The sequence below is a fragment of the Stenotrophomonas sp. YJH_SMC_135 genome, assembly GCF_059372355.1.
Window position 1 is genome coordinate 430,979 of the sequence record NZ_JCAFVN010000001.1, and the last position, 13,224, is coordinate 444,202.

Below are 13,224 nucleotides of genomic sequence, written 5' to 3' on the forward strand. Positions count from 1 at the left end.
ATTCCTTGTGTCATGTGCCGGAATCCTCATCAGGCTTGATCGGCCGCACCGGCTGCCGCAGCACGGTTTTCAACCGCGCCGCGTCGGTCCTGCGCGGGTCGCTCAGGTAGATCTCATGATGGGGGCCGGCGAAGGTGTAACCCAGTGCGGGCATCACTTCGTCATGCAGATGCGCCAGGACGGGGCCTTCGTCGTCGTAGGCGCCCACGTGCAAGGTCTGCAGGCTGGGGCCCTCGGCAAGGATTTCATGGCGGAGGCTGGGCGGCGCATCCCCCAGTTTCGCGCGCGCCTTGCTGATCGCGGCCTGCCACTGCGTAGGGCCGATGCCCTCGGGCGTGCGGATCATTACGGTCCAGGCCCACTCATCCTTGCGTCGCGCGATGAAGCTGGCCGGGTCCTCGGCGCTCCACAGCGCCTCCAGCGGTGGCACCACGTAGTCGCGCCCTTCGGCCTTCAGCGCGAACTTCAATGCATAGCTCACCGAATACAGCCACTGCACGGCCTGCAGGTAGGCGGGGGCCGTGTTCGGGTCGCCGCGACCATCGACCATCAGGTAGGGCAGGGGCGGCACATCGACCGGTACGAACCTGCCGGCGGGCGGTTGATAGAGCGCCCGGTCGCGCTTCTTGAAGTCGATCTTGTCCATCGGGGGCTTCCTCCTGTGCAGAGCATCCCACGCCAGGTACCCGCCAGTACGCTGAACCGGTTCAGGTGACTTTGCCGAACGAGGGCGAATGGCCCCACGAGCGCGCGGGGCCGCGACGCAGTCCTGGGTCATGGGCCCGTCACACCTGCGCGGTGCGACAACGTGTCGCAGCCAGAATCGGGCCTTTCCTGCGCTCGATCAATGTCAATGCCTTTCTTAAATGGTGGGTGACGGCCTAAAATTGAAAGGCTGACTCGACCCCACCTCCCTGCCTGTCTTCCGGACCGGTGGGACCGGCTTTTGGCCGGAACAGGCAGGGACGGGGAACGGCATTCCCTCGCAATTGGATCGACCGATGATTCCGTTGAAAACCCTTGGGCGCTGGTTGCGCCCGGGCCTGCTGCTGTCGTTGCTGGTGATGCTCACCGGTTGCGATGCGGTGGCCATCCTCAGTCCGAAGGGCCAGATCGGCCAGGATGAGAAGACCCTGCTGATCACGGCCACCGTGCTCATGCTGCTGGTCGTCATCCCGGTCATCATCATGACCCTGACGTTCGCGTGGAAGTATCGCGCCTCCAACACCAAGGCCCGTTACGAGCCGAAGTGGTCCCACTCGACGGCGATCGAGGTGGTGGTGTGGTCCATTCCCTGCATGATCGTGCTGGTGCTGGCGGTCCTGACCTGGCGTTCGTCGCACGCACTGGACCCGTATCGTCCGCTGGATTCGGACGTCAAGCCGGTCACCATCGAGGCGATCTCGCTGGACTGGAAGTGGCTGTTCATCTATCCGGAAGAGAAGGTGGCGGTCGTCAACGAAATCAAGTTCCCGGTCAACACGCCGCTGAACTTCAAGATCACGTCCGATTCGGTGATGAATGCGTTCTTCATCCCGCACCTGGGCAGCATGATCTACTCGATGGCTGCGATGGAGACCAAGCTCCACCTGATCGCCAACGAGACCGGCGAATTCCCGGGCATGTCCTCGCACTACAGCGGCGCGGGCTTCGCCAAGATGCACTTCACCGCCTACTCGGTCACCGATGCCGAATACCGCCAGTGGCTGGACCAGGTCCGCGCCGGCGAGCAGACCCTGGACAAGGCCTCGTTCAAGGCGCTGGGTGAAGCACGCAACGCCGAGTGGTATCCGGTCACCTACTTCGGCAAGACCGAAGAAGGCCTGTTCGACTGGGTCATCGCCAAGCACATGGGCGACAACAAGCATTACGGCATGAAGCACTCGCATGCCGGTGCCGCCGCTGCCGATGCCGCCACGCATGAAGCGCACGAGGGCCATGCCCCCAGTGACGCGCATGATTCCAAGGAATCGGGTGAAAACCTGGATGCCAACGAACACGAACACGCAGGCCATGCCGGCCACGCGGGTTCGGGAGAATGAACATGTTGGGAAAACTCTCTCTTGAGTCGATCCCCCACGATCCGATCGTCCTGACGACGTTGATCGGCGCGGTTCTTGGTGGCCTGGGCGTCGTCGCCCTGATCACCAAGTTCAAGCTGTGGGGCTATCTGTGGAAGGAGTGGTTCACCTCGGTGGATCACAAGAAGATCGGCGTGATGTACCTCATCGTCGCCTTCGTCATGCTGCTGCGCGGTTTCTCCGACGCCATCATGATGCGTACCCAGCAGGCCATCGCCGTCGGTGGCTCCGAGGGCTACCTGCCGCCGCACCACTACGACCAGATCTTCACCGCCCACGGCGTGATCATGATCTTCTTCGTGGCGATGCCGCTGATCACCGGCCTGATGAACCTGGCCGTGCCGCTGCAGATCGGTGCGCGCGACGTCGCGTTCCCGTTCGTCAACTCGCTCAGCTTCTGGCTGTTCGTGTCCGGTGCGGTGCTGATCATGCTGTCGCTGTGGATCGGTGAGTTCGCTGCCACCGGCTGGCTGGCATTCCCGCCACTGTCGGGCATCGAATACAGTCCAAGCGTCGGCATGGACTACTACATCTGGGGTCTACAGGTCGCAGGCCTGGGTACCACGCTGAGCGGTATCAACTTCTTCATCACCATCCTGAAGATGCGTACCCCCAGCATGAAGCTGATGCAGATGCCGGTGTTCACCTGGACCGCCCTGGTGACCAACGTGCTGATCGTCGCTGCCTTCCCGGTGCTGACCATCACCCTGGTGCTGCTGACCCTGGACCGTTACCTGGGTACGCACTTCTTCACCAATGACGGTGGCGGCAACGCCATGCTGTACATCAACCTGATCTGGATCTGGGGTCACCCGGAGGTGTACATCCTGGTCCTGCCGGCGTTCGGTGTGTTCTCCGAAGTCATCGCGACCTTCTCGCGCAAGGCGCTGTTCGGCTACAAGGGCATGGTCTATGCCACCGCCTGCATCGGCGTGCTGTCGTTCATCGTGTGGCTGCACCACTTCTTCACCATGGGCTCCGGTGCCAACGTCAATGCCTTCTTCGGCATCACGACGATGATCATCTCGATCCCGACCGGCGTGAAGATCTTCAACTGGCTGTTCACCATGTTCCGCGGCCGCGTGCACTTCACCACCCCGGTGCTGTGGACCATCGGCTTCATGGTCACCTTCGTCATCGGCGGCATGACCGGCGTGATGCTGGCGATCCCGGCCATCGACTTCGTGCTGCACAACAGCCTGTTCCTGATCGCCCACTTCCACAACGTCATCATCGGCGGCGTGGTGTTCGGCATGTTCGCCGGCATCACCTACTGGTGGCCGAAGATGTTCGGCTTCCGCCTCAATGAGTTCTGGGGCAAGTGCGCGTTCTGGTGCTGGTTCATCGGCTTCTACGTGACCTTCATGCCGATGTACGTGCTGGGCTTCATGGGCATGACCCGTCGCCTGCAGAGCACGGTCAACCCGGCCTATGAGCCGCTGCTGCTGATCGCCGCCGCAGGTGCCTTCATCGTTGGCGCCGGCATCCTGTGCCAGATCATCCAGGTGGCCGTCTCGATCCGCGACCGCAAGAAGACCGTCGACCTGACCGGCGACCCGTGGGATGCCCGTACGCTGGAGTGGGAAACCTCTTCGCCGCCGGCCTTCTACAACTTCGGCACGCTGCCGGAAGTCACCGAGCTGGACGATTTCTGGGAGCGCAAGCAGCGTGGTGAAGCCTGGCCGAAGCCGGCCAAGTACACCGACATCCACATGCCGCGCAACACCGGCACGGGCGTTGTCATCGGTGCTTTCAGCCTGGTGTTCGGCTTCGCGATGATCTGGCACATCTGGTGGCTGGCCATCGTCGGCTTCGTCGGCATGATCGCCACGTTCATCTACCGCACCTTCGACCAGGACGTGGACTACTGGGTCCCGGCCGCCGAGGTGGAACGCATCGAGAACGAACACCGCAAGCACCTGGAAGCCCAGGGCCTGGTGAAGTCGGAGCTGAAGGCATGAGCACCAATACCTCGACCCTGAGCCACGGGCACGCCGCGCACGCGGCGGCCCATGGCCATGACGACCACGAGCACCACGACACCGGCGGCAACACCGTCTTCGGTTTCTGGGTGTACCTGATGAGCGACTGCCTCATCTTCGCCTCGCTGTTCGCCACCTACGTGGTGCTGGCAGGCGGTACCGATGGTGGCCCGACCGCGAAGGACCTGTTCGAACTGCCGTTCGTGGCGTGGGAAACCGCGCTGCTGCTGACCTCGTCGCTGACCTTCGGCCTGGGCATGATCGCCATGCACCGCAAGCAGGTTGGCCAGATGTTCCTGTGGCTGGCGGTTACCTGGCTGCTGGGCTTCGGCTTCATGTGCATGGAAGTCTATGAGTTCCAGCACCTGATCCATCAGGGCTACGGTCCGGACCGCAGTGCCTTCCTGTCGGCGTTCTTCGCCCTGGTCGGCACCCACGGCCTGCACGTCAGCGCCGGCCTGCTGTGGCTGCTGGTGATGTTCGTGCAGCTGAAGAAGTACGGCCTGACCCCGACCAACAAGACCCGCATGGCGTGCCTGAGCCTGTTCTGGCACTTCCTGGACCTGATCTGGATCGGCGTGTTCTCCGTCGTCTACCTCAATGGAGCGCTGTAATGGCACATGACAACCACGCACACGACCACGGCACCGGCGGCGAAAGCCACGGCAGCGTGAAGTCGTACCTGATCGGCTTCGTGCTGGCGGTGGTGCTGACCGTCATCCCGTTCTGGATGGTGATGTCGGGTGATTTCTCGCGCACCGTCAACGGTGTGGTGATCGCGGTCACCGCGGTGCTGCAGATGCTGGTCCACCTGGTGTTCTTCCTGCACCTGGACCGCTCTTCGGAAAGCCGCTGGAACGTCAACGCTGCGGCCTTCACCGTTGTGGTGATCGGCATCATCGTGATCGGCACCCTGTGGGTCATGCACAACATGAACGTGCACATGATGCACTGACGTCCTCGCGACGTTGCCACGCAGAAAGGCCGCCCTCGGGCGGCCTTTCTGTTTGCTGTGGTTGCGCGTTTGGTGCACCCACCAGGCTGGTAGTGCCGGCCGCTGGCCGGCAATTACGCGAAGCCGGCCAGCGGCCGGCTCTACCAGGAGATCCACGCCATGCGTGGATGGGGTCAGATCCCTTGCCTGCGGCAAGGGATCCGACCCCGGACCTGGCGCCTCACCCCACCCGGCGCAGGAATTCCTCGGCGTCCATCGGTCGGCCCAGGTGGTAACCCTGCAACTGATCACACCCCAGTTCGCTCAGGTACTCGCGCTGCGCCTGCGTCTCCACGCCCTCGGCCACCACCTGCAGCTGCAGGGTGCGGCCCAGCGCGATGATCGACGAGACGATGGCGGCGTCCTCGTCATTGCGCTCCAGGTCGTGCACGAACGCACGGTCGATCTTCAGTTCGGTGGCCGGCATGCGCTTGAGGTACAGCAGGCTGGAATAGCCGGTACCGAAATCATCGATGGCGATGTGCACGCCCATTGCGGTCAGGTCGTTGAGAATCGCGAGGCTGGCATCGACGTCCTTCATCGCCGTGGTCTCGGTGATCTCCAGGGTCAGCCGCGCCGGTTCGATCCGGTGCCGGTGCAGCACCTCGCGCACGCTGTCCAGCAGTGCCGGCGAGGCGAACTGCAGCGGCGAGAGGTTCACCGCCATTGTCCATTCCGTATGCCCGGCCTGGTGCCATGCCCGCAGCTGCGCACAGGCGCGGTCCAATACCCAGTCACCGATCGGCAGGATCAGGCCGCTGCGCTCGGCAATGGGGATGAACACGTCCGGCGCCAGCAGGCCCAGCTCCGGGTGCTGCCAGCGCAGCAGCGCTTCGGCCCCGGTGGCCGGTGCGCCGGCGGCAGGGAACTTGGGCTGGTAATGCAGGATCAGTTCGTCGCGGGCGATGGCCTTGCGCAGGTCCTGCAGCAGGCGCAGCTGGCGGTTGGCACTGAGCTGCATCGACGGGGTGAAGAAGGTGTAGCCGTTCCGCCCGGTTTCCTTGGTGTGGTACATCGCCGCATCGGCGTGGGCCATCAGCTCGCGCTCGTTGCCGGCGTCATCCGGGTACAGGGCAATGCCAAGGCTGGCGCTGACCTGCAGTTCGGCCGCATCCAGCAGGAACGGTTCGCCGGCCGCGGCGATGATGCGCTCGGCCACCACCACCGCATCGTCGGGAATGTCGATGGCCAGCACGATCACGAACTCATCGCCGCCGAGGCGGGCCAACGTATCCTGCGGTCGCAGCTGGCCGCCGATGCGCTGTGCCACCGCCACCAGCAGGCGGTCGCCGAGCTGGTGGCCGTACGCATCATTGACCGCCTTGAAGCCGTCCAGGTCGCAGAACATCACCGCCACTGCATGGTTGCGGCGCCGCGCCTTCTCGATGGCCTGCTCGATGCGGTCCTGCAGCAGCATGCGGTTGGGCAGCTGGGTCAACGGGTCGTGCAGCGCGGCCTGGATCAGCTTGTCGTTGGCGTGCGCCAGCGAATCGGCCAGCAGACCGGTGCGCACGCGCATCTGCCGGTCGAACAGCGAGGCGACCAGGGCGATGCCCAGCGTGGCCACGGTGGTGACGATCACCAGCACTGCCAGCCAGCGCGTGTCGATGCCGCCACTGCCGACGGCGCCACAGATGCTGCCTTCGGGGAAGCGCGCCGCCGCCATGCCGGTGTAATGCATGCCGACGATGGCCAGGCCCATCACCAGCGAAGCAAGCGCGCGCAGCAGCAGGGTGTTGCGCCGCTCGGCGCGCAGGCGGAAGGCGATCCACAGTGCGGCGCCGGCGGCACCGATGGCCACCGCGATGGAGGCGGCAAACCAGCCCGGGTGGTAGTCGATGCCGGGCTGCATGCGCATCGCCGCCATGCCCAGGTAGTGCATGGTGGCGATGCCCAGGCCCATCAGCACGGCCCCGGCCAGCAGCCGGCGCCACGGCAGGCTGGGCCGCGACACCAGCCACAGCGCATAGGCCGAGGCGCCGATCGAGACCGCCAGCGAGTACAGGGTGATGCCAAGGTCGTAACCCACCGGAATCGGCAGGTCGAAGGCGAGCATGCCGATGAAGTGCATCGACCAGATGCCCAGGCCCATGGCCGCCGCGCCGCCGGCCAGCCACCAGCGGGCCACGCGACCCTCGGCCGTGGCCAGGCGCCCGGCCATGTCCAGCGCCGTGTACGAAGCAAGAATGGCCACCAGCAGGGAGATGATGACCAGGCTCTGACTGTAGCTGCCAGTCATGATGAATCCAGTGGGGGAGGGAGGGGCGCCCGCAAGGCGCACGCCCGCGACCCCTATCGGCGCAGGTGGGCAGGACTTGAGTGGTCGCAGCACCTGCGACCCGGCTCGGCTATCCTGCCACGCCTGTTCCCGTTGCTGGAAATCATCCGATGGCAAAAGCCCGCACCGCCTACGTCTGCAATGAATGCGGCGCCGAATTCAGCAAGTGGCAGGGCCAGTGCACCGAGTGCAACGCCTGGAACTCGCTGTCGGAAATCGTGCTGGAAAGCGCGGCGGCGGCCAAGGCGCCGGCTTCGCGCCGGGCCGGCTGGGCCGGCAAGATCGACCCGCCGAAGATCACCGCCCTGAAGGACGTGGAGCAGACCGAGCATCGCCGGGTCTCCACCGGCATCGGCGAGTTCGACCGGGTGCTGGGCGGTGGCCTGGTCGAGGGCGCGGTGGTGCTGGTCGGTGGCGATCCGGGCATCGGCAAGTCGACCCTGCTGCTGCAGGCGGTGGCGAAGATGGCGGCCGAACTGCCGGTGCTGTACGTCACCGGCGAGGAATCGCTGGCGCAGGTCGCCGGCCGCGCGCACCGCCTGGAGCTGCCGCTGGACGGGGTCAACGCACTGGCCGAGACCGGGGTCGAATCGATCCTGCAGCATGCGTCCAAGGCCGGCCCGCGGCTGATCGTGGCCGACTCCGTGCAGACCCTGTGGACCGAGAGCCTGACCGCTGCGCCGGGATCGGTCAGCCAGGTGCGCGAGAGCGCGGCGCGGCTGGTCCGGTTCGCCAAGGAGACCGGCACCGCCGTGTTCCTGGTCGGCCACGTGACCAAGGAGGGCGGCATCGCCGGCCCGCGCGTGCTCGAGCACATGGTCGACGCGGTGCTGTATTTCGAGGGCGAGAGCGGCAGCCGCTTCCGCCTGCTGCGCGCGTTCAAGAACCGCTTCGGTGCGGTCAACGAACTGGGCGTGTTCGCGATGGGCGACAAGGGCCTGAAGGAGGTCTCCAATCCATCGGCGATCTTCCTGTCCGGCGGCAGCACCCATCAGCCGGGCAGCTGCGTGATGGTCACCCGCGAGGGCACCCGGCCGCTGCTGGTCGAGGTGCAGGCGCTGGTCGATGCGTCGCCGCTGTCGAATCCGCGCCGTGTCGCGGTCGGCCTGGAGCAGAACCGCCTGGCCATGCTGCTGGCGGTGCTGCATCGCCATGGCGGCGTACTGGTCGGCGACCAGGACGTGTTCGTCAATGTGGTCGGTGGCATCCGCGTGCAGGAGACCGCGGCCGATCTGCCGGTGCTGCTGGCGGTGTTGTCGTCGCTGCAGGACCGGCCGCTGGCGGAAAAGACGATTGCGTTCGGCGAGGTGGGCCTGTCCGGCGAGATCCGACCGGTGCCCAATGGCGAAGACCGCCTGCGCGAGGCCGCCACCCATGGCTTCAAACGCGCCATCGTGCCCAAGGCCAATGCGCCCAAGGGCGGATCGGTGAAAGGCATGGAAGTGATCGCGGTGGAGCGCCTGTCCGAGGCCATCGACGCGGCGTGAGGCACTGGGGGGACTGCTGCGGGGCCTGCCTCCACATACGTCATATACGGCAACGGTCAGGCTGGCTGTGCTAGTTTTTCCCGCTCGACGAAGGCGCCCTCTGGCGCCTTTCCGTGCCCAGGAGTAAACGATTACATGCAGGACACCGCGCTCACCGCCCCCAACGCCGAGATCCGTCGTGCCGGGGTCGATCTCAATGGACTGATGACGGTGCTGGGCAAGCACCTGTATTCCACCCCGGTGGTGGCGCTGCGCGAACTGGTGCAGAACGCGCACGACTCGATCATCCGCCGCCGCATCGAGCAGCCCGGCGTCCAGGTGCCTTCGCGCATTTCGGTGCAGGTCGATGCCGGTGCCGGCGTGCTGCGCATCACCGATACCGGTGCCGGCCTGACCCGCCAGGAGATCCACGACTACCTGGCCACCGTCGGCGTCGGCTATACCCGTGGCCTGCGCCAGGGCGGCGAGGATGATGAAGGCCTGATCGGCATGTTCGGCCTCGGCTTCCTGTCGGCCTTCGTGCTGGCGCGCCGGGTCAGCGTGCGTACCACCTCGTACCAGACGCCGGAGCTGGGCCATCTGTACGTGTCCAGCAATGCCGAGCAGTACACCGTCAGCGAAGTGCCGGCACGTGCGGTCGGCACCGAGGTGGAACTGGAGCTGCATCCGGACTTCCTGCCGCTGGCCAACGAGGCGCGCCTGCACGAGGTGCTGGGCCGCTACTGCGCGCTGCTGTCCGAACCGATCTTCATCGGTGCTGCGACCGAAGCGCTCAACCCCGAGCCGCCGCCGTGGCGGGGGCAGGGTGACGTGGCCGTGCACCCGGTGCAGGCACGCCGCCAGGCACTGCAGTTCGCCGCGCGCTTCGAGCACGATTTCGAGCCGATCGTCACCGTGCCGCTGCGTGCCGACGGCAACAGCGATGCCACCGGCCTGCTGTGGGTGCAGGATGGTGCCACCTATGGCACCAGCGACAACCGCAACCTGTCGGTGTTCGTGCGCGGCATGCTGCTGGATGACGATGCCCGTGACCTGCTGCCGCCGTGGGCTGGCTTCATCGGCGGGGTGATCGAATCCTCGCGGCTGACTCCCACCGCCAGCCGCGAAGACCTGCAGCGCGATGACCAGTACCGCGCTGTGCAACATGCCTTGCTGGAGGCGCTGATCGATGGTCTGGCCGACGTTGCGCGGCAGCAGCCGGAGGCGTGGCGACGCGTATTGAGCCGCCACAACGAGGCGCTGCTGGGCGCGGCGCTGTGCGATGACCGCCTGTTCGACCTGCTGATGGAGCATGTGCGCGTGCCGACCTCGCAGGGCGACCTGCCGGCCAGTGCCCTGCCGGCGCGCGGTGCCGTGCATGTCATCCTCGACAATGGCGGTGGCTTCGAAGAGATGCTGTTCCGCGCGATGGGGGTGCCGGTCGCGCATGGCCATCGTTACGCGGTGGTGCCGTTCCTGCGGCGCTGGGCCCAGGCCAAGGGCCTGCGCCTGGTTGAACTCGGCACCGAGCAGGGCAATCGCGCACTGTTCCGCAGCGATGACAGCCTCGACGATGCGCAGCTGGCCTGGCTGCGCGAACAGCTGGGTGATGGCGAGCAGCTGCTGCCGGCGCGTTTCAGCCCGGAAGCACTGCCGGTGGTGGTGGTGCCCGACCGCGAGGCCGAACTGAAGCAGCGCCTGGAAGACGACGAGAACGACAAGCGCGTTTCGATGGCGGCGCTGCGCCTGGCGCGCCAGTTCACCGCACGCATCGAATCGCGCGCACCCTCGCGGCTGTACCTCAACCTCGACAACCCGGCGGTGCAGGCGCTGCTGCGCGCCCAGCGCGAGGGCCACCCGCAGGCCGAAGCGGCGGCGCGCCTGCTGCGCTCGCTGAAGATCATCGTCGCTGCGCAGGGCCGTCCCTTGGCCCGGGCAACGACCGCCACGCAGGGCCCGGATCTCAACGGCGCCTTTGCCGATATCGCCGGTGCCCTGCAGCAGATGCTGCGCTGAGCACCGCGCCCTCTCATCCAGCCTTCGCTAGACAGGAGTACTTACCCCATGGACATCTGGAACTGGGTCGAAAAACTGCAGGGCGACCTGCGCCAGGCCGGCCAGGCGCAGAACGCGCACCTGCTGAACCGCCTCGCCGACGAGGTCAGTGAACTGCAGATCGACCGTGTCGATGCACTGCTGCCCGAAGCACGCGCACTGGGCAAGGCGCTCGACAACCCCTGGGTCGACGTCTACGTCGGCCACTGGGCGCTGCGCAACCGCGTCGGCAACCGTGTTGAAGGCGAGAGCGCGCTTGGCGAAGCCGTTTCGCTGTTCGAGCGGGCACACCGCGAAGACACCCTGGAATGCCCGCAGTCGATCTGCGTGACCCAGGACCTGGCCGCCTGCTACGGCAACATCGATGGCCCGGGCTGGGTGCCCGAGCGCATCGAGGTGTGCGACGAGACCCTCGGCCGCATCGATCCCAGCTGGGCCTGCTTCCAGTGCCTGAGCTGCGAGAAAGCCGATGCGCTGCTCGACGATGGCCGTGGCCAGGAGGCGCTGGATTACCTGCAGGCGCAGGCCGACGCCGTGGAGGCCTGTGGCAAGGAAGTGTTCGACAGCTTCCCGGAGATGCAGATCAAGATCCTGCTCGCTGTCGGCCGCGCCGACGAGGCACTGGCGCTGATCGAGAAGCGCGAAGCCGAAGTGGCCGCCTCCGGGGAGTACGAGCCGGCCAACTGCACGGTGCCGCGTCGCCTGTCCAAGGCATGGGCGTTGGCCCAGCTGGGCCGCGACGAAGAAGCGCTGCAGCAGCTGGTGCCGTGGAGCGAGCTGACCCCGAACTACTGGCGGCTGTGGGCGAACACCGCCGCAGCGCTGTGCCAGCGTGACCCTGCGCGCAATACGTGGGACCTGGGCACGCGCTTCAACACGATCATCGAGCACTTCGCCCGGGTCGGATCGCATCGCCTGCTGATCGAAGTGGCAGCGCTGAGCCTGGAGCTTGCCCTGCAGCGTGGTGCGCGCTGGGTGGCGCTGCGCCAGCTGGAACTGGCCCGCACCCATCTGGCGCAGCTGCGCCAGGACCGGGGGGCGGCAGCGCTGGTGGCCGGCCTGGCGGCACGCATCGATGCATTGCCGGATGTCGCACAGCTGCCGGTGCCGGCCGGCGAGCTGCTGGCATGGCTGGACGCGCAGGGTGAACAGAACCAGGCGCGCGACCCCGAGCGCGAGGCGCAGTGGTTGCTGCAGGCGCAGGCGCAGCTGCCCGATGACGAGGCCTTGGCCGAGATGGCCGCCTCGGCGCTGAGCGCCTGCGGCGCGCAGGCCGAGGCGCGAGCGCTGTTGTGGCGGTTCGTACGCAGCCATGCGCAGAACGATGGTCCCGCAGCCTACACGCTGATGCGCTGGCTGGCCGAGCAGGGGGACGACGACGGCCTGCGCCAGCTGGCCGAGGTCTACCGCAGCAGCGTGCCGGTGTTCGCGCACTGGTGCGACGTGCAGCGCGCACGCCGGGTGTCCGACTGGCCGGCGCTGGAGCAGGCGGCCCGATCGCTTCTGGAGCTGTCTCCGGGCTCGCACGGCGCGCGCGGCACGCTGGCGCGCATGTACATGGAAACCGGCCGCTTCAGCGAGGCCCAGGCCTGCTATGCGCAGTTGGTGGAGCTGCTGGACGAGCCGAACGCCGCGCATTGGGACCACATGAGTGCGGCCAGCGCGGCGCGCGACTGGGACGCGGTGCGCCGCTCGGCCGCGGCGATCGGCATGGAGCTGTCCAGCCAGGAAGGTGTGGTCGAGGAGCCATGGGGCTGGGTGATCATCCGCAGCGAAGAGAACGGCGAGCCGATGGAGTACTACGCCCGTCGCAGCGGCCCGGTGACCGCGCGCATCGTCGAGAATGCGCCGTCCAACCGCGCCCAGCAGGTGGGCGACTGGGTGGTGTTCGATGCCGCACTGGTGCATCCGGCACCTGAGGAGGAGGAAGCGCGCGAGCATTTCATCCCGACCTATGCGCAGGTGCATGTGCTGGAGCGCGGCGGCTTCGCCCGCAGCTGGATGATCGATGGCGCGCACCCGGGCGAAGAGGCGTGGAATGCCTTCGTCGAGGCGGCCGAAGCACAGGGTTGGAAGGTGTGGTCGCACAGCCGCCCGGACTACACCGTCACCGACCCCGGTAGGGAGGAGGGCACGCTGCCCGGCCTGCTGTTCACCGTCGCCCAGCCGCAGGACCATGCGCCGCTGGCGCTGCACCGCTTCCTCCAGCAGCACACCGCGACGTGGCCGCATCCGCATTGCTGGCTGCGCCTGGCTGAAGCCTGTGACCAGGATCGCCAGCCGCACCTGGACGTGATCGAGCGTTACGGGCTGTAAGCCGGGTATCGGGTAGTGCCGGCCGCTGGCCGGCAGCACCGGGATATCCTGT

General features: G+C 66.5%; 9 protein-coding genes. 7 read left to right on the forward strand and 2 right to left on the reverse strand.

Translation table 11 applies throughout. The features are described from left to right. Positions 1-10: 10 nt before the first annotated feature. Positions 11-646, reverse strand: coding sequence for a GyrI-like domain-containing protein (locus tag AC5P98_RS02205; protein ID WP_049404409.1), 636 nt, complete (start codon positions 644-646; stop codon positions 11-13). Positions 647-1,001: 355 nt separating this feature from the next. Here AC5P98_RS02205 and cyoA point away from each other — a divergent pair, with 355 nt between their 5' ends. Genes cyoA through cyoD form a run of 4 tightly spaced genes read left to right on the forward strand, consistent with a single transcriptional unit; the run spans position 1,002 to position 5,018 of the window. Next, positions 1,002-2,042 (forward strand): ubiquinol oxidase subunit II, encoded by a 1,041-nt coding sequence (cyoA, locus tag AC5P98_RS02210; RefSeq protein ID WP_014646391.1) that lies wholly within the window; start codon positions 1,002-1,004, stop codon positions 2,040-2,042. Positions 2,043-2,044: 2 nt separating this feature from the next. Continuing rightward, positions 2,045-4,042, forward strand: coding sequence for a cytochrome o ubiquinol oxidase subunit I (gene cyoB / locus AC5P98_RS02215; RefSeq protein ID WP_032956371.1), 1,998 nt, complete (start codon positions 2,045-2,047; stop codon positions 4,040-4,042). After that, positions 4,039-4,677: a cytochrome o ubiquinol oxidase subunit III gene (gene cyoC, locus AC5P98_RS02220; RefSeq protein ID WP_014646393.1), complete on the forward strand. Its 639-nt coding sequence runs from the start codon at positions 4,039-4,041 to the stop codon at positions 4,675-4,677. Before cyoB ends, cyoC begins: the two co-directional genes overlap by 4 nt. Then, a complete protein-coding gene (cyoD, locus tag AC5P98_RS02225) occupies positions 4,677-5,018 on the forward strand; it encodes a cytochrome o ubiquinol oxidase subunit IV (protein ID WP_005415725.1) in 342 nt (113 codons plus the stop codon). Before cyoC ends, cyoD begins: the two co-directional genes overlap by 1 nt. 220 nt (positions 5,019-5,238) lie before the next feature. Here cyoD and AC5P98_RS02230 read toward each other — a convergent pair whose 3' ends face one another. Then, complete coding sequence (locus tag AC5P98_RS02230) at positions 5,239-7,296, reverse strand: putative bifunctional diguanylate cyclase/phosphodiesterase (protein ID WP_049404407.1); 2,058 nt, start codon at positions 7,294-7,296, stop codon at positions 5,239-5,241. Positions 7,297-7,445: 149 nt separating this feature from the next. Here AC5P98_RS02230 and radA point away from each other — a divergent pair, with 149 nt between their 5' ends. From radA to AC5P98_RS02245, 3 genes are all read left to right on the forward strand, one after another. Continuing rightward, entirely contained in the window at positions 7,446-8,822 is a 1,377-nt protein-coding gene (gene radA, locus AC5P98_RS02235; protein ID WP_014646395.1) for a DNA repair protein RadA, read from the forward strand. A gap of 135 nt (positions 8,823-8,957) precedes the next feature. Continuing rightward, on the forward strand, positions 8,958-10,817 hold the full coding sequence (locus AC5P98_RS02240) for an ATP-binding protein (RefSeq protein WP_049404405.1): 1,860 nt from the start codon (positions 8,958-8,960) through the stop codon (positions 10,815-10,817). A gap of 48 nt (positions 10,818-10,865) precedes the next feature. Then, complete coding sequence (locus AC5P98_RS02245) at positions 10,866-13,172, forward strand: tetratricopeptide repeat protein (RefSeq protein WP_049404403.1); 2,307 nt, start codon at positions 10,866-10,868, stop codon at positions 13,170-13,172. The last annotated feature ends 52 nt before the right edge of the window (positions 13,173-13,224 follow it).